The organism is Leptospira stimsonii (genome assembly GCF_003545885.1).
Lineage (GTDB): Bacteria > Spirochaetota > Leptospiria > Leptospirales > Leptospiraceae > Leptospira > Leptospira stimsonii.
In genome coordinates this window covers 62932-80872 of sequence record NZ_QHCT01000002.1, presented here as the reverse complement: position 1 = coordinate 80872, position 17941 = coordinate 62932, and the positions used below count along the sequence as shown (strand labels likewise).

At 43.5% G+C, this 17941-nt stretch carries 16 protein-coding genes; 13 read left to right on the top strand and 3 right to left on the bottom strand.

Annotated features, from left to right (window positions below):
* Both DLM75_RS08525 and DLM75_RS08520 read left to right on the top strand, forming a co-directional pair.
* Complete coding sequence (locus tag DLM75_RS08525) at nucleotides 1–3342, top strand: efflux RND transporter permease subunit (RefSeq protein ID WP_118968563.1); 3342 nt, start codon at nucleotides 1–3, stop codon at nucleotides 3340–3342.
* A 64-nt stretch (nucleotides 3343–3406) separates the two neighbouring features.
* On the top strand, nucleotides 3407–3643 hold the full coding sequence (locus DLM75_RS08520) for a hypothetical protein (RefSeq protein ID WP_118968110.1): 237 nt from the start codon (nucleotides 3407–3409) through the stop codon (nucleotides 3641–3643).
* Nucleotides 3644–3743: 100 nt separating this feature from the next.
* Here the strand turns inward: DLM75_RS08520 and DLM75_RS08515 are convergent, their stop codons facing one another.
* Entirely contained in the window at nucleotides 3744–4595 is an 852-nt protein-coding gene (locus DLM75_RS08515) for a flagellin N-terminal helical domain-containing protein (RefSeq protein WP_069607337.1), read from the bottom strand.
* Between the two features lie 328 nt (nucleotides 4596–4923).
* Here DLM75_RS08515 and DLM75_RS08505 point away from each other — a divergent pair, with 328 nt between their 5' ends.
* Genes DLM75_RS08505 through DLM75_RS08495 form a run of 3 tightly spaced genes read left to right on the top strand, consistent with a single transcriptional unit; the run spans nucleotide 4924 to nucleotide 8074 of the window.
* Nucleotides 4924–5475: a cob(I)yrinic acid a,c-diamide adenosyltransferase gene (locus tag DLM75_RS08505; protein ID WP_118968109.1), complete on the top strand. Its 552-nt coding sequence runs from the start codon at nucleotides 4924–4926 to the stop codon at nucleotides 5473–5475.
* Nucleotides 5451–6755, top strand: coding sequence for a peptide MFS transporter (locus DLM75_RS08500; RefSeq protein ID WP_118968108.1), 1305 nt, complete (start codon nucleotides 5451–5453; stop codon nucleotides 6753–6755). Before DLM75_RS08505 ends, DLM75_RS08500 begins: the two co-directional genes overlap by 25 nt.
* A gap of 44 nt (nucleotides 6756–6799) precedes the next feature.
* On the top strand, nucleotides 6800–8074 hold the full coding sequence (locus DLM75_RS08495) for a C40 family peptidase (protein ID WP_118968107.1): 1275 nt from the start codon (nucleotides 6800–6802) through the stop codon (nucleotides 8072–8074).
* Nucleotides 8075–8261: 187 nt separating this feature from the next.
* On the opposite strand, the gene DLM75_RS08490 is transcribed toward DLM75_RS08495, so the two are convergent.
* Together DLM75_RS08490 and DLM75_RS08485 are read right to left on the bottom strand one after the other, a co-directional pair.
* On the bottom strand, nucleotides 8262–8801 hold the full coding sequence (locus tag DLM75_RS08490) for a DUF1564 domain-containing protein (protein ID WP_118968106.1): 540 nt from the start codon (nucleotides 8799–8801) through the stop codon (nucleotides 8262–8264).
* A 267-nt stretch (nucleotides 8802–9068) separates the two neighbouring features.
* The gene (locus DLM75_RS08485) at nucleotides 9069–9692 is read right to left on the bottom strand and encodes an LON peptidase substrate-binding domain-containing protein (protein ID WP_118968562.1); all 624 of its coding nucleotides are present in this window, start codon (nucleotides 9690–9692) and stop codon (nucleotides 9069–9071) included.
* A gap of 54 nt (nucleotides 9693–9746) precedes the next feature.
* Between DLM75_RS08485 and rfaE1 the strand changes: the two genes are divergently transcribed.
* The 8 genes from rfaE1 (at nucleotide 9747) to rpoN (ending at nucleotide 17939) form a co-directional block, all read left to right on the top strand.
* Entirely contained in the window at nucleotides 9747–10760 is a 1014-nt protein-coding gene (gene rfaE1 / locus DLM75_RS08480) for a D-glycero-beta-D-manno-heptose-7-phosphate kinase (protein WP_118968105.1), read from the top strand.
* A 3-nt stretch (nucleotides 10761–10763) separates the two neighbouring features.
* Nucleotides 10764–11240 carry a D-glycero-beta-D-manno-heptose 1-phosphate adenylyltransferase gene (gene rfaE2, locus DLM75_RS08475; RefSeq protein WP_118968104.1) on the top strand — a complete coding sequence of 159 codons (477 nt, stop codon included), beginning with the start codon at nucleotides 10764–10766 and terminating at the stop codon, nucleotides 11238–11240.
* A 100-nt stretch (nucleotides 11241–11340) separates the two neighbouring features.
* Nucleotides 11341–12957, top strand: coding sequence for a CTP synthase (pyrG, locus tag DLM75_RS08470; protein ID WP_118968561.1), 1617 nt, complete (start codon nucleotides 11341–11343; stop codon nucleotides 12955–12957).
* Nucleotides 12958–12959: 2 nt separating this feature from the next.
* On the top strand, nucleotides 12960–13823 hold the full coding sequence (gene kdsA, locus DLM75_RS08465; protein WP_118968103.1) for a 3-deoxy-8-phosphooctulonate synthase: 864 nt from the start codon (nucleotides 12960–12962) through the stop codon (nucleotides 13821–13823).
* Between the two features lie 11 nt (nucleotides 13824–13834).
* Nucleotides 13835–14419: an LPS export ABC transporter periplasmic protein LptC gene (gene lptC / locus DLM75_RS08460; RefSeq protein WP_118968102.1), complete on the top strand. Its 585-nt coding sequence runs from the start codon at nucleotides 13835–13837 to the stop codon at nucleotides 14417–14419.
* Nucleotides 14416–15786 (top strand): LptA/OstA family protein, encoded by a 1371-nt coding sequence (locus DLM75_RS08455; RefSeq protein WP_118968101.1) that lies wholly within the window; start codon nucleotides 14416–14418, stop codon nucleotides 15784–15786. Before lptC ends, DLM75_RS08455 begins: the two co-directional genes overlap by 4 nt.
* Before the next feature lie 9 nt (nucleotides 15787–15795).
* Nucleotides 15796–16521 carry an LPS export ABC transporter ATP-binding protein gene (gene lptB, locus DLM75_RS08450; RefSeq protein WP_167731740.1) on the top strand — a complete coding sequence of 242 codons (726 nt, stop codon included), beginning with the start codon at nucleotides 15796–15798 and terminating at the stop codon, nucleotides 16519–16521.
* Nucleotides 16518–17939, top strand: coding sequence for an RNA polymerase factor sigma-54 (rpoN, locus tag DLM75_RS08445; protein ID WP_118968099.1), 1422 nt, complete (start codon nucleotides 16518–16520; stop codon nucleotides 17937–17939). The genes lptB and rpoN overlap by 4 nt, the downstream gene beginning before the upstream one ends.
* Nucleotides 17940–17941: the final 2 nt, after the last annotated feature.

Here is a 17941-nt window from a genome sequence, read left to right as displayed (position 1 = left end):
ATGATTCAGAACATCATTCGTTTTTCAGTAAATCATAAATTTCTAATTCTTTTGCTTACGATCGGCCTTCTTGTTGGGTCATTCGTTTCCTTAAGGAATATTCCGTTGGACGCGATCCCGGATCTTTCGGATACGCAGGTAATCGTATATTCCCGTTGGGATCGAAGCCCCGATATCTTAGAAGATCAAGTCACTTATCCGATCATCACTTATCTTCTGGGAGCTCCTAAGATCAAGGCGGTTCGAGGTTTTTCAGATTTTGGATTTTCCTATGTTTATGTGATCTTTCAAGATGGAACGGATATCTATTGGGCAAGATCCCGCGTGCTCGAATATTTAACGCGGATCCAAGCGAGCCTTCCTTCCGGAGTAAAGATAGAATTGGGACCGGACGCGAGTTCGGTGGGTTGGGTATATCAATATGCGCTGAGAGATCGTACCGGAATGTCCTCGTTTTCGGATCTTCGAACCTATCAGGATTTCAAACTGAAATATTTGCTCAACGCGGTACCGGGCGTTTCCGAAGTTGCGTCAATCGGCGGCTTTAAAAAACAATATCAGATCACTCTTCAGCCGAATGCTTTACGTTCCTATAATATTGATTTTGAAACCCTGGTCCGTAAAATACGGGAAAGTAATCAGGAAACCGGCGGCAGGCTGGTCGAACTCTCCGGAGCGGAATTCATGATTCGAGGAAGAGGATATATTTCATCGATCGAGGACATCGAGAACGTCTCTCTTGGAACGGACCTCAATGGTACTCCGATTCTCCTAAAGAATGTAGCGACCGTTTCCTTCGGTCCCGATATCAGACGCGGAATCACGGATTGGAACGGAGAAGGGGATGTTGTCGCGGGAACGATCGTTATGCGACACGGAGAGAATGCGTTAAACGTCATCGAAAGACTGAAAACTAAAATTGAATCCATTCAAAAGAATCTTCCGAATGGAACGGAATTCATCACGACCTACGATCGCTCCGAACTGATCAAAAACGCGCTTTCCACGCTACGGTGGAAGTTGATCGAAGAGATGTTGATCGTATCCGCTGTGATTCTTTTGTTTCTCTGGCATTTTCCGTCGGCTATCATTCCGATCCTTACGATTCCAATCAGCGTTTTGATTACGTTTATTCCGATGTACTTATTGGATTTAAACGCAAACCTCATGTCTCTTTCGGGAATGGCGATCTCCATAGGAGTCCTCGTCGACGGAGCGATTGTGGAAGTGGAAAACGCGTATAAAAAATTGGAAGAATGGGAAACTTCGGGAAGAATCGGAGACTATCATAAAGTTCGATTGGAAGCGCTTTTGGAAGTGGGACCTTCCGTTTTCTTTTCTTTGCTCGTGATCGCCGTCGCGTTCTTTCCCGTATTCGCGCTCGTGGATCAAGAGGGAAGGTTATTTAAACCTTTAGCATATTCAAAAAACATTGCGATGGCGGTCGCGGCTTTGCTTGCGATCACTTTGGATCCCGCCTTTCGAATGCTTTTTACAAGAATGGATCCGTTTGTTTTTAAGAACGCATTTATTTCTAAGATGGCAACGAGTCTTTTCGTAGGAAAATACTATCCGGAAGAAAAACACCCGGTGAGTCGAATTCTATTTCGACTTTACGAGCCCGCCTGCCGCTGGGTATTACACAACCCGAAAATCACAATTCTCTCTTCAATAATCTTGGTTCTTCTTACGATTCCAGTTTATCTTCGCCTTGGGTCCGAGTTCATGCCGCCTTTGGACGAAGAATCTCTTTTGTATATGCCTACCACGTTACCCGGAATCGGCGTTGCAGAGGCGGAAAAATTACTGTCGTCGATGGATAAAAAATTAAAAGCAATTCCTGAAATCAAAAGTGTTTTCGGGAAATCGGGTCGATCCGAAACCGCAACCGACTCGGCTCCGTTTTCGATGATGGAAACCGTCATACTTCTACATCCGAAAGAAGAATGGAGAAAAGCGAATCGATTCTATTCTTCATGGCCTCGCATTCTACAATGGCCATTTATTCCATTCTTCTCCGAAAGAATCAATAAAGAAGAATTGGTTGCTATTCTCAATGAGGAGATGCAATTTCCCGGAGCGACCAATGCCTGGACGATGCCGATCAAAGCAAGAATCGATATGTTGAGCACGGGAATGAGAACGCCGATCGGAATCAAAGTTCTAGGAACTTCACTGGAAGAAATCGAAAGAATTGGAGTTTCCATCGAATCGATTCTCAAAACGGTTCCGGATACAAGAAGTGTTTTTGCCGAAAGGACCGCTGGAGGTTATTATCTCGATGTCGAATTAAAACGACCTAGTTTAGCAAGATATAATATATCGGTCGACACCGCCCAACAGATCGTTGTTTCCGCAATCGGAGGAGAATCGATTACACAAACCATAGAGGGAAGAGAACGATTTTCGGTGAATCTTCGTTATCCGAGAGAATTGAGAGATTCCGTAGAAAGAATGAAAACGATCTTGGTTCCAACGACCACCTTTGGACATATTCCGTTAAGCGAAATAGCCGATATCCGAGTTAAAACCGGACCATCAATGATCCGAGATGAAAACGGATTTTTAGTCGGATATATCTACGTGGATCCCGCCACAACTGATATCGGCGGTTACGTGGATCTTGCCAAAAAAATAGTCTCCGAAAAAATTCTTCTTCCGAGCGGGTATTCCATAGAATGGAGCGGTCAATACGAGAATATGATTCGTGTTCGGGAGAGAATGAAATACGTAATTCCACTTACGATATTTATAATATTCCTATTATTGTATGCGAATACAAAATCCTACGCAAAAACTTTGATCATCTTACTTGCGGTCCCTTTTTCCTTGATCGGAGCGATCGGACTTTTGTTCATTCTCGGCTATCACGTTTCTGTTGCTGTTTGGGTCGGAATGATCGCGCTCATGGGATTGGATGCGGAGACTGGAGTTTTTATGCTTCTCTACTTGGACCTTTCCTACGAGGACGCAGTAAAAAAAGGAAAACTTCGAAACAGAGAAGAATGGATCGACGCAGTCTTGCATGGAGCAGTACACCGAGTGCGTCCGAAAATCATGACCGTTCTTGCGGCGATGCTCGGTTTGATGCCGATCCTATGGTCTCAAAGCACCGGTTCTGACGTTATGAAGCGGATCGCGGCTCCGATGGTCGGAGGACTTGCAACTAGCTTTCTTTTAGAATTGCTGGTTTATCCGCCCGTCTACTTACTCTGGAAACAGGGAACGCTTTCCTCTCTTTTTCAATTCCGGAATCCGATGGAACGAAGCACCTTCCCAAAGGAATCATACATCCCGGAGTCGAAAACTTTTTTCAGAAAGAAGGAGAAATCTCGGAATTGAATGCGGAAATTCTTGTAAGCGAAAATAGAACTCAAACTAAAAAAAGATCAAAGAAGGAAAAACAATGATTCAAAAGACAATTCAAATTCTTATCCTAATCGGATTTTTGTCGGCGGCCGCATTGTCTGCGCACGAACACGAAGGCGATCACAAGGACCACAAAGATTCCATGGATAAACACCAGGAACACGGAAAGGAACACGATCATTCCAAACACAAGGAATCCGGGAAAGGAAAAGAGAAACATTCCGGAAAGGAACACGATCATTCTAAGATGAAAGAATCGAAGGGAAAGAAGTAGAAAGAAATCTTCGAAACAGAAGGTTTCTATCAGTAGAAGGTTTTTAAAACAAAAAAGCCGCCCGAAGGGCGGCTTGGAATCAGAAACAAATCAAAATCGTTCAGCCAAATCGGTCGCTTAACAATTTCACTACTTGATCTGGTCTCATGTTCGCCTGAGCCAACATCGCAGAACCACTTTTAGTGAGAATTTGGTTTCTCGTATAATCAACGATCTGCTCCGCCATATCCGCGTCCCTTACACGGCTTTCAGCGGCGACCATATTCACATAACTGGATTGTAATCCTTGAGAAGTGATTTCCAAGCGATTGTAGTAGGCTCCGAGATCTGCACGCTGTTGATTCACTTTGGAAATCGCCGTATCCAAAATTCCGATCATCGCGTTCGCGCTGGCAGGAGAGGAGAGGGCTTGTTTTTTTCCATTTGTCATCAACTGCAGACCGGTTGCGTTCATCGAATCGATAAAGATATCCAACTTTTCATTTTGATTCGGACCAACCTGAAGCTGAATGGGCTTATTCGATTGTTTGGAATGGTCTCCCGAAAGGGGTTTGATTCGGTTGAATTCTGCGGATTTTCCGATACGATCCACTTCTTCGATCAATTGATCGACTTCCAATTGAACGAGTTTTCTATCCTCATTTGAATAGATACCGTTCGAGGTTTGGATGGAAAGTTCACGGAGTCTTTGCAAAATGTTATTTACTTGTTCGAGAGTTCCTTCCGTTACTTGAATGAAAGAAACCCCGTCCATCACGTTTCGTTCCGCCTGGGCAAGACCGCGGATCTGAGTCCGCATTTTTTCCGACATGGCAAAACCAAGAGCATCGTCCCCGGCACGATTGATTCGTTGACCGGTGGAGAGTTTCTCCATGGTTTTATCCAATTCTTTGTTCACGCTCTTCAGTACATTATTTGTACGGAGCGCACTTATGTTGTGATTGATGATCATTGTCACAACCTCCCTGTATCGTGTTGCCCGGATCCGTCCGGGCCGAAGTTTTGGGGCAGAATCTGCCTTTGTTTATCCACTGCGAACTTCCACTCTGTTTGGAACGGAGGTGAAAGTTTTTATATTTTTTTCCTAAAGTCTTGTCCAGAGGGAGCCGAACTTAAGTTTTGGGAACTTTTGTCAAAATAGTAACCGCATCGTTCCTTGAAAGCAACTCTTTTCCTTTTCCTCTTAAAAAAATCCTTTCCTTCCCATCGCGTATTCTCAATGTTTTGATCGTATTTTGTCTCTTTCCCGAAACGGGAATTTCAGGAATGGATTCGAAACCATGAAAATTTATACAAAGAAAGGGGACTTCGGTCAGACCTCCTTAGCAACCGGAGCCAAGGTCCTGAAATCGGACCGTAGAGTGGAATTATATGGAACAGCCGATGAACTGAATTCCACAATCGGAGTCGTAAAAGCCTTTTTATCTTCTGAGAGCAGTCTCCATTCTCCCTTGGAAATGATTCAGAATTTACTCTTTGAACTCGGTTCAGAATTAGCAGGTTTTCGGCCAAAAGAAGAATCCTGCATTTTAGAGGACGATATATTCTTCCTCGAAAAGGAAATCGATTCAATGCAGGAAAAATTAACCCCTTTAAAAAAATTCATCCTTCCGGGTGGAACAAAAGCATCCTCTTTTTTGCACATTTCGAGAACGGTTTCCAGAAGATTGGAAAGGGAAATGGTCCACTATAAAGAGGAAGGTCTGGAAATTCTTTCTCAACCGATGATTTTTATGAACCGACTCTCGGATTATTTTTTTGTCGCCGCACGTTACGCAAATTTAGAGGAAAAAATTCAGGAACCGACATGGACGTCCAGGGCAAAACTTTAAGTTCTCATCCGAAATCTCTTTCCATTCTTTTCCTAACGGAAACCTGGGAACGATTTAGTTTCTACGGTATGCGAGCCTTGCTCGTTTTATTTTTGACGAAGGTCTTCCACTATTCAGATGCGGTGGCGCAGGATATCTACGGGTATTACATTGGTCTTGTCTATCTTACACCGTTGATCGGAGGTTATCTGGCAGACCGATATCTCGGTTTTAAAGTTTCGATTTATCTCGGAACAACGCTCATGATGTTCGGCCACTTAAGTCTTGCATTCGAAACAAAACCATTTTTCTTTTTAGGACTCGCGTTACTCATCATCGGAGTCGGCTTTTTTAAACCGAATATATCTACGGTTATGGGAAGGATCTATGAAGAAGAAAATAAGAATCACATGAAGGATTCCGGTTTTACGATCTTCTATATGGGAATCAACCTCGGAGGTTTTCTCGGGCCGATCTTTTGTGGTTATTTTAGTGCGGCCTTCGGCTGGGGATATGGTTTTGGGGTGGCGGCTTTCGGAGTTCTTTTCGGAATCTTGATCTTCCTTTTTGGTCAGAGAATTTTTCCGAAAAGTGTATTCGAACCCGGAAGGAAGAAACAATTAAACCAGTCATGGACACCGATTCCATTGACCAAAGAAGAAAAGGAGAGGGTGGCGGTGATCTTTATTTTTGCGACATTTATGATCATTTTCTGGGGAGTTTTTGAACAAATCGGCTCTTCGATGAATCTATTTATCGATCGACACGTAGATCGTAATCTTTTTGGATACGAAATTCCGACCCCCTTATTTCAATCTCTAAACCCTCTATTGATCTTACTGTTTGCTCCTTTAGTCGCCGCGTTTTGGACCGCTCTTGCGAAAAGAAATTTAAAACCGGACACTTCCACAAGGTTCGCCTATGGATTTCTAATATTGAGCCTTGGGTATATCACTTTAGTCGCGGCGACGTATGATTTCCAAAGCGGAAATAAAATTTCCGCACTCTGGCTACTTCTTATGGTTGCGCTCATTACGATCGGCGAGTTGTTTACTTCTCCGGTAGGACTTTCCCTCGTAACAAAATTAGCGCCGAATCATTTGGGGGGATTCTTGATGGGGGTCTGGTTTATTTCCAGTTTTTTCGGAGGAATCTTAACCGGAAAGTTAGGTGGACTCATGAGCACCGAAAGTTTTCCTTCCTTTTTTGGGATGTTTGCAGGTTTGGCATTTATAGGAAGTTTCGTTTTGTATTTGGCAAGAAAGAAATTTCAAAAATGGATGCACGGCGGAGATTTGTAAACCTCAACTTTTTCATTCGGTGATTGTAATATTAGGAGTTTTCTATGTATAAGATTCTATTTTATTTTTTTATCCTCTTCCTATTCCAGACTAAAATTTTTGCCGATCCTTTTTCCGATCTCCTTAAGGAGGATTTTGAAACCGGACAGACACTTCTTATAAAAAATTCGGTCTTTCAAAAATTAGGAAGTAAATCCAAAGATCCCCGGGTGATGGAAATCACTAAAAATACGATTCCTTGGGCGATCATGGAAGGATTGGCTCCGGACGCAGTAGCGGAATTGATCGTAAATCAATATTACGTTTCCCTTTCGGGCATGCGCTTTACGGAATCGGAGGACGCGATTCCAGCACTTGCTAAACAAAAACTTTCCGAGAAGGATTTTGTCCTTGTTTCCCTCTTTGTAAAAGAAACGGATCAGGCGGGCATTCGGGAGGAGATTCGGAATGTTTTTCTTTCGACGGCCCTCAAATCTCGTTGGGACGGCTTTTCCATCTTAGCCGGGGGAAGAGCGCTCATAGCGGGAAAATACGTTGGGATTCCTGAAAATCGGCTGGCTTCTCGCATTCTAAGTTTGCTTCCAACAAAAGGGGGGAACGCACCTTTTGAAAAAACGGATTCTGCTTTTCGTCAGGCGATATTTTTCAATCCGACAAATGATCGTTATACGCTTGCGTCCGATCTACTTTCTCAACTTAAGTCTCTACACTCGGGGACAAAAAGTAAGTCATTAGATTCCTGGACGACTTCGATTGCGACTGCGCGCTCACTCGATAGCGGGCTAAATTCCGCGGGAGAAATTGTGATCGGTGATAGGCCAAAATTCGGTTTCGAAGAAAATATTCCTGAACCACCCTTAGTACCGGAAGTCGAGCCGGACGCCCCTATAAATCCAGGAAAGTCGGATTGGGAAGTTTTACAATCTTCTCGTCTACTTTCCGTTGTAAAGGAATGGCAAGGGACTCCTTACTATTGGGGAGGAACTTCAAAGAAGGGTGTCGACTGCTCGGGTTTTACATTTAGTTCTTTAACGGATACTCGCGTAGGAGTTCCTGCAAAAATCGTTCCTCGTCTCGGAAGAGATCAGGCAAAGTCAGGGGCACACGTTGCACACGATGATCTTCAAGCAGGAGATCTTATTTTCTTTTCCGCTTCGCCGAATCAAAGTAAAATCACTCACGTTGGGCTCGTGATTTCGGATAAAGAATTTTCCCATGCCTCTTCTACAAGAGGAGTGGTGATCGATAAGATTTCAATGAAGTGGTGGATCGATCGATACGTTACTTCCCGGAGAGTTTTTAAAAAAGTAACTCCTTAAAGTTTGCTTTGAATTCTTTTGCGACCGACTTGATTCTGCAGGGAGAGATTCAATGCTATTATACTCTAATTTGAAATCCGTTTTTCTCGAATCAATATACCAAGACGGCATTTCAGTTCTGAAATGAAGTAGTTTTAGAATTAAGATAGTCTTTGGGCGATCATTGCGTTCTTTAAACGTTCTTTTTTTAGGAATCAAACCAATCTCGATAATCGAGAACAGAAAATAGATGGGAGGGTTCGCATTCTAGGCTACGTTTAATTCGATTTTCCGGAAAATCGAGGTGGAGGATATATCTGTAATTCCTGTGAAATGTGGGAGCTCCCTCATTCATCGTATTCACGATAGAACTTCCCACTCCCACCTCATCCAACCACAAAAGATAATTAAAAAGGTAACAGCGGGACACGCCATGTGCTTGCGCGAGAACACCTAAAAGAGTCCAACTTGCAGTCCCCAGCCGAACGTTTACTCGCTTCATTTTAGAATGACCCGGGCTCGGCTGATATAAAGTCTTGCCCGCTTTCTTTCCTAAACGTTTTACGGAACTCAAATATTTCCCGTATCGCATCAAAAGTACGGGGACTCTCCTTGGCAGTAGTCTCCTTTCTCTTTCATCGTAACGAGAAAGGGTAGAATCCGGTATCAATAAGGTAACAACGTCCGTCTTGTCCTCGCGCAGAAGGGAACGAATTTCCTGTTCGGAATTTAATAATAAGCAACCCATACCTCAGACGGTTCTCGATCTTCTCTTCTCGAGTCAAGGTCCTATAAAAAAATGAATATTTAGAAAGTTTTTTTAATCTCCGAAGCAAAAAGACCTCCGTATGGAACAACCAAAATCTTTTCTTATTCATTTAAAAATTCCGAAAAGATAGATTCTCGTTGGAAGAATCAAAAAAGAAAAAGAGAATCGGAAAGAAAGAGCAGAGACGGATTGAATCTTCGATCGAAAAAAGTTGAGTTTACCAATCCATTCCAGAAACAGAAGAACTCATTCTTTTAAATTGAGCTCTTCCACTATTTCCAAAAGAATTTTCGTTTTCTCCATCGGATTTGGATCTACGAGAATTTCCTGTTTTTTTGAAAATTCAAAATTAAGAATGGAAGCGATAAAATCGATCGGAAAAGGATGCGTCATGAGTTCGTTCATTCTCAGAATGAGGTCTTCCCCGGCGCCCTCGGAAAGAAGAATTCTCTTGGTCATAAAAAGTAGTCTTTCAAAAATCTTCTTAAAATTTTCGTCTTTCAGATAGTCAAAATCAGGTTCTATCTTTTCTATACGAGCAACCCGAAATGGTTCCACAGTTTCATAGTCTATCAGTTTTGCGATTCCTTTGCCTTCTAAGAGAATATTGGATCTTCCGTCGGGAAGTGGATCTCTTCGAATGATCTTTCCCCAACCAAAAACGGTTTCAATTTCCGGATGTTTCGAAGGGGCTCTGGATTTCGCGGGAAGAATGGGAGCAACGGCCAATTCTTCTCCGGATTCCATACAATAATCCAACATCAATCTGTAGCGGGGTTCGAAGATATGGAGAGGCAGGTAAGTCCCAGGGAATAGAATGATTTCCGGCAAAGGAAAGATAGGGACAGTAGTAGTTGACACGGGAAGGATACTATAGCGGCTTAGAGAGAAACCGTAAATCAAAATCCAAAGGCATGGTAGAATTTGTATTATCTGGATCGAAATCGTTTTCACACTTCCACTGAAAAACTAAAATACTTAAGAATCATCGTAATCGGTGATTTTATTTTAGATGAATATCTGATCGGCGAAGTAAATCGGATCTCTCCGGAAGCCCCCGTTCCCGTCGTTTGGGTACGAAAGGAAAAGATTACTCTAGGGGGTGCCGGAAACGTAGTCAAAAATTTATCGAGTTTGGGAGTGAAATCCGTCGTCCTCGGAAGAGCCGGAAAAGATGAAAAAGCGAAAAGTCTTTTAGAACTTCTTTCCAACGAAAACACAGACCGAGAAAAAAACTTTCTTCTTCAATCCGAAGAGGTTCCTACCATTCTCAAAACACGTGTCATTGCAGGGCATCAACAAGTCTGTAGAATCGACAAAGAAGAATTAAAGCCGATCACAAAAAAAGAGGAAGATCTTCTCATCGAAGCATTCTTAGATAGAATCGATTCTTCCGACGCGGTCATTCTTTCCGATTACGATAAGGGAACCTTGACTCCGAGACTCATTCAAGAAATTTCCCAAATCTGCTTCGATAAAAAAAAGATCGTCACGGTCGATCCTCAAGTAAGTCATTTTTTTCTCTACAAAGGTGTGAGTATTCTCACGCCCAATCATCATGAAGCTGGGAAGGCGATCGGAAAAAAACTCGAGACGGATTCCGAAATTCTTCAAGCCTCTCAAGAAATCACCGAAAAACTTTCTTCTCCTTCTCTTATGATCACGAGAGGTGAAAAGGGAATGAGTTTATATCTGACTTCCAAAAAAGAAATCTTTCATATTCCGACCGTCGCAAGAGAAGTTTTTGATGTCACAGGAGCGGGGGATACCGTGATCAGCGCTTACACTGCCTATCACGCGGCGGGACTCAGCGAGTTAGACGCAAGTGTCGTCTCCAATGCCGCCGCGGGAGTCGTCGTCGGAAAACTCGGTGCCGAAACCGTAACTCCGGAAGAACTCAATTCTTCTCTTCAATCGATGGGAACTTTTTCGGGATAGAATATGGATTTGAAAAATCATATCGTTCCCTGGGAAGAAGTTGCATCCTTTTCCGATCAAATTCGAAATTCTAAAAAAATCGTTTTTACAAACGGGTGTTTTGATCTCGTTCATCGAGGACATCTCACCTATCTTTCTCAAGCGAGAGAACTGGGCGATTTTCTCTGGATCGGACTCAACGGGGATTCTTCGGTAAAGAGACTCAAAGGCTCGCAAAGACCCGTCGTTTCTGAAGAAGACAGAGCGATTCTTCTGGGAAACCTTCGTTTCGTGGATGCCGTCACAATTTTCAACCAAGATACTCCGTTAGAGCTCCTACGATTGGTCCGTCCGGCGATTCACGTCAAAGGGGGAGATTATAAAGTGGAAGATTTGCCGGAAACTCCTTTGGTTCGAGAATTCGGAGGTGAAGTCAAGATCTTGCCTTTTGTGCCCGGAAAATCCACTTCACTTTTGATAGAGAAAATCCTGAAACTCTAAAACTTCGTCTTCTCATTTTTTTGGAGACAGAATTCTTAGAAATTCCTGTTTGAATTTCTGGAAACTCCCAAAACTCTGTTCTGAAAGGCGGGAATGGAAGTTGTCGAGAACTAAGTTTATCTTTGTAACCGGAGGGGTGAGTTCCTCCCTTGGAAAAGGAGTCACCGTTGCGGCTCTGGGATGTCTTTTGGAAAGTAGAGGATATACGGTTTCCCTCCAAAAGATGGATCCATACATCAACATCGATCCGGGAACCATGAGTCCATATCAGCACGGTGAAGTGTACGTTACCGCAGACGGAGCCGAGACCGATTTGGATCTTGGTTACTACGAACGTTTTACCCATTCCAAACTCACTCGTAAGAATTCGGTTTCGACCGGTCAAATTTATAATACCGTAATTCAAAGAGAAAGAAAAGGGGACTACCTCGGTCGGACCGTTCAGGTGGTTCCTCATATCACAAACGAAATCCGAAACCGAATGTACATCGTCGCTCGGGAAGAGAATCCGGATTTCATCATCGTAGAAATCGGCGGGACCGTCGGAGACATCGAATCCATTCCATTCTTAGAAGCCATTCGTCAGATGCGATACGAACACGGAAGTTCCAACGTTCTCTTCGTTCATCTTACATTAGTTCCAACGATCACTGCCGCCGGAGAGGCGAAGACAAAACCGACGCAACACTCCGTCAAAGAATTACTCGGTCTCGGAATTCAACCGGATATCTTGGTCTGCCGCGTATCACAGCCGATGACAAAAGAGATGAAAAACAAACTTTCCCTTTTTTGCAACGTAAAAGAAGAGAACGTCATTTCCGCGAGCGACATCTCAACATCTATATACGAAATTCCTAAAATGTATAAGGAAGAAAAGTTGGACGAAGTCGTTTTGAAAACGATGGGTCTGGAAATCGGAACTTCCAAGTTTGAAGATTGGGATACGATGGTGAAAGGACTTCTCACCACAAAACAAACCGTGCAGGTTGCGGTCGTAGGAAAATACATTTCCTTACAAGACGCGTATCGCTCGATCTACGAAAGCCTTTCTCACGGTGGAATCGCCCACGAAACAAAAGTCGAATTCGTAAAAATCGATCCCGAAAATCTGGATAAGGAAAACGTAATCGGCGCGCTCAAAAACGTACATGGAATTTTGGTTCCAGGCGGTTTTGGGGATCGCGGAATCGAAGGAAAAATTCTCGCGATCCAATACGCAAGAACACAAGGAATTCCATTCTTTGGAATCTGTCTCGGAATGCAATGCGCGGTCGTTGAGTTTGGAAGAAACGTCCTCGGTCTGAAGGATGCGAATTCTACCGAAATCAGACCAGACACGGAAAATCCCGTGATCTCGCTCTTAGAAGAACAAAACGACATCGAACAAATGGGCGGAACGATGAGACTCGGTTCTTATCCGTGCAAGATCAAAAAAGGAACCCTCGCTTTCGCGGAATACAAATCGGAGCTCATTCACGAACGTCATAGACACAGGTTTGAATTTACCAACCGTTACAAGCAACAATATGAGGAAAACGGAATGGTTCTTTCCGGTTCTTCCCCGGACGATAATCTCGTAGAGATCGTGGAAATTCCAAAACACAAATGGTTTATCGGAGTTCAGTTCCATCCCGAATTCCAATCCAAACCGACGGCGCCTCATCCTTTATTCGCTGGATTTATCGGCGCCGCCGTGAAATACTCAAAGAAAGGATAATCATGAAAGACAATACCTGCACGCAAAGAGAATTTCTAAACGGAGCCAAGATCGGTGGAGACCAGCCTTTCTTTCTGATCTCGGGCCCTTGTGTGATGGAAAACCGCGATCTTCTCGATCGGGTCTGCGCGGAGATGATCGAAATCTGCGGAGAATTAAAGATTCCTTATATTTTCAAAAGCAGTTTTGACAAAGCAAACCGTTCCTCTGTAAATTCGTACAGAGGTCCCGGGCTTTCGGAAGGCATTCAGAATTTAGAATATATTAAAAATAAATACAACGTTCCAGTTCTTACCGACATCCACGAAACTCACCAAATCGGACCGCTCAAAGATGTCTTAGACATCTACCAAATTCCCGCGTTTCTCTGTAGACAAACCGATCTCATCGCGGAATCGGCGAAAACCGGCAAATGGGTAAATGTCAAAAAGGGACAGTTCTTAGCTCCCGCAGATACACGTCATATCGCGGTGAAGATGAAAGAATCCGGAAACGATAAAGTTCTCGTGACGGAACGAGGAACGAGCTTTGGTTACGGAAATCTTGTCTTCGACGGAAGAGCGGTTCCGATCATTCACGGATTCGATATCCCCGTAATTTTTGACGCGACTCATTCTGCACAACTTCCGGGTGCCGCGGGAAATAGCACCGGCGGCCAGAGGGAATTCATTCCGAGCATTCTTCGTTCCGCTGTTTCCTTAGGAATCGAAGGAATCTTTATGGAAGTACATCCGGATCCGGACAAAGCTCTTTCCGATGCAACGACTCAGTATCCGCTTTCGCAGATCAAAAATCTTCTGAAGGAAATGATCGCATTGGATCGTTACGTAAAAAAAGAGATCCTATCTTCTGCATTGCATTCGTAATCGGAATTCTTATGGAACACCAAACGGAAAGACGGAATCATTTTTTATTCTTCCTCATTCTGTTCGGACTTTCCGCGGGCATGCTTTCCACCTGTAAAAAAACAAACTACGAGAGAGTGGAAAAAGAAAGGGAAACCGGAGCCTCCATCTCCATTCGAAACTTCAAACGAGAAGCCTACGACCAAGACGGAAAACTTCAGTGGGAACTCAAAGCGGAAGAATCATATGTTTACGTCAACGAAAACAAAACCATCTTCTATAATATCGATTTCGACCAGTTCGAAAACGGAAAATTCAAATCCAAACTCATCGGTGAAAAAGGGGAAATCAATCACAAGACTCGATTGATGAAACTGGAAGGCAAAATTTTTCTGAGAACGGACGACAACAAAATTCTTACCGCAAAACAGATCGAATACAATATGGACACGAAGAAGTTGGAATCCAATTCCGAAGTCACCGTAAGCGCGGATGGAACGACGATTCACGGTGTCGGTTTACGCGCTGATAAGGACTTAAACAAATTTACGATCTTAAGACCTTCCGCGATTACTCAAGGTGGAACAAACCCACTCAAAGCGGCCGGTTCCAAATGATTCGAAAGGTTTTGCTTTTGATTCTATTTTGTTTTGCGTTTATGCAAAATTATGGAAACGTAAAACCTCCTCTTCTCGTCGGGAGTGAAACCGCTGACAGAAAGTTTTTGAGCATTCCCGAAAACGTGGAAAAGAAAACCGCAGGTCCGAGTTTTCCCACTCTTTGGGGCGGTTCCGCATTGACTCAGGAAGATAAAACGGTTTCCGGTCTCAAGATCACCGCGTTCATTTTGGAAGGAGGGGCTTGGATCCAACACAAAAAGGTTAAACTCTCCGCGAATCAAATCGAAGTCTACGGAAAGGACGCGTTCAAAGGATTCTTAAAAGGTGGTGTGTTTATCCAAGACGGAGACAACGGAGTCACGTTACGCGCGGGTACGGGAGAATACGATAAGCTCGAAGAAAAGATCTATATCAAAGATCGTCCCAGACTCTTTCACACGGACAAAAGTGGAACCAAGACCGTGATCTCGGCAACCTTTATCGAAAGAAACCTCGCTAAAAAAACCACCCTCTTAAAAGAAAACGTAATCATCGCTCATCCGCAAATCACGATCCTTTGTAAAGAAGCCGTCTTTGAAGAAGACGAAGACAAGATCACAACGGACCCCCATCCGATTCTCATCGCGAAGGATCGTTATCTCACCGGAAATCAACTCACTTTTTATACGAATGAAAATCGAGTCGAACTTACGGGAGAAAGTATTCTTTTTCAGAATTATATGGATACCGAAAAGGTTGAAAATAAGGATTCAAAAGAGAAACAACAACCGACTGAAGAAAAAACAAAAAAGGAAGTTAGGCGAATTGCGATTTTTAAAGGAGATCGTTTGATCAGCGATAAAGACGAAACCGGAGAAAACAGAGTCGGTCTTTACGGAAACGCCACCATATATCGACATACCATGAAAATGAACGCTGAAAAGTTAATCAGCTACGGAAAAAATTCCACAAAAGTAGAAGCCAGAAATCAGATCACGATGTTCGATCGTGAAAACCGATTGATCCTCTCCGGGAATGTCCTTGACTACTTCAAAAACGAACAATACATTCATTTGACCGATTCCGGAAAAATCGATTTTCTTGATAAAAAAACGGACGCGATCACGAGTACAATGACCGCAGTCGAGTTTGAGCGATTTATGGATAAGAATGAAACCGTAATTCGCGGCAATGTTCTAATAGAAGGCAAAGATTCTTCCGCCACGGGAGAATATGCTACGTATTTTGAAAAAGAGGAAAAAGTTTATCTTGAGGGAAATCCAACGTTGAAAAAAAACGGCCGAGACATTCATGCAGGAAGAATCATATTCTTTCCGAGAGAAGGTAGAGCCCTTTTGACGGATGGAATCGTTCCCGGAAAGTAAATTACGATTATGAGTAAAACCTTCCGCATGGAAAACCTGGTCAAGGTCTACAACAAAAGAAAGGTTGTGGATGGTGCCAGCTTCGATATCAAAAAAGGAGAAGTGGTCGGACTACTCGGTCCCAATGGAGCCGGTAAGACCACTTCTTTCTATATGTCCGTAGGATTTGTAAGACCGGACTCCGGTAAAGTTTACATCGACGGACAGGACGTAACCGATTCTCCCATGCATATCCGTGCAAGATCCGGAGTAGGGTATCTCGCACAAGAAGCATCTATCTTTCGTAAACTCACCGTGGCCGAAAACCTGGAAGCCATTCTAGAAACGATGGATCTTTCCCGCGCGGAAGTCGTTCGAAGAAGAGACGAACTCCTCATCGAATTGCAGATCATGCGAGTCGCCAACCAGAAAGGTTATACTCTTTCCGGCGGGGAAAGAAGACGTTGTGAAATCGCAAGAGCCCTTGTTACCAATCCCGACTTTATTCTGTTAGACGAACCGTTTGCCGGGGTGGACCCGATCGCGGTAAAGGACATTCAAACGGTAATCCAATCCCTAAAAGACAGAGGACTTGGAATTCTCATTACCGATCACAACGTAAGAGAAACGTTGAAGATAACGGATCGCGCCTATATCATGTACAGCGGAAGAATTTTGATCTCCGGTTCCACACACGATCTCGTCAATGATCCGGAAACCAGAAGAATTTATTTGGGCGAGGATTTTACGCTGTGAACCTCAGTCATTCACTAGTTCAAAAACAGACTCAGAAACTGGTGATGACCCAGGACTTAAGACAGTCCATAGAACTTTTGCCCTTGTCCACGCTCGAACTTTCGGACCGAATCAGTTCCGAACTCGTCGAAAACCCGATGCTCGAGGAGGAATACGCCTCCGAAAGAAATCGAACTCCCGATCTCTACAGCAGGGACGATCTCAAACGAAAGGAAAAAAATGATTTCCTGAAGAATTCGGACATCACCTGGCAGGATAATTTTTCCATCGATCGTGCGGGATCCGGAGGAACCGATGCGAGCGATCGAAATCAAAAATACATAGAATCTTCTCCCGAAAAAAGTTCCCTCTCCGAGCACCTTCTCTGGCAACTGCGACTTTCCAATTTAAAATCGGACGAGATCTCCATCGGAGAAATTCTCATTTCTATGTTGGATGATCACGGTTTTATTTCCGTTCCCATCAAAGACCTTTGTGCGGAAATGAAACTGAATGAAAAAAAAGTCCGAAAGATTCTTGGGCAGATTCATAGACTGGATCCGATCGGAATCGGAGCCAAGGACGTTCAGGAAACGCTTCTCATCCAAGCAAAGATCCTCAAACCGGACGATACAAAACTTCATACTCTGATCGCCGATCATATCAAGGATCTGGAGAAACTCGATTACAAAACGATTTCAAAAAAAATGGAACTTTCCCTCGAAGCGGTCGAAAGTCTTGCATCCGAAATCAAAAAATTAGAACCGTATCCGGCCACACTCTACACGGCAAACAAACCCGACTACGTAATACCGGACGTAGTCGTTCGGGAAGTGGACGGAGAATTCGATATCTACATCAACGACGAGTGGATCCCCAGGCTCAAGATCAATAAAGAATATAAGAATATTCTAAAAAACGCAAAGGATTCCGATAAAGAATATATCACGACGAAACTCGGCTCCGCGGAATGGTTGATTCGATCTGTCAACCAGAGAAGACAAACCCTATTCAAAGTCACTTCCGCCATCATAGAAATGCAGACCGAATTCTTCCGGAAAGGAATTCAGTTTATCAAACCGTTAACGCTTAAGGACATAGCGGAAAGGTTAGACATGCACGAGTCTACCGTTTCTAGAATCACGTCCAACAAATACGTACAAACCTCGCGAGGAATTTTAGAATTAAAATGGTTTTTTTCCTCCGGTGTTCGCTCTAGCGAAGGTGGGATCGAATCTTCCAAAAAGATCCACGATCTCATTCGAAATCTTGTCAAAGAAGAACAACCCGAAAACCCTTTGTCCGATCAGGAAATCGTGGAAGCGATTCAGAAACAAGGGATCGAGATTGCAAGAAGAACGGTCGCCAAATACAGAAAGATTCTCAAAATTCTTCCTTCAAGTCAGAGAAAAAAAGTAAAGTCTTTGGAGTCCAGATAATT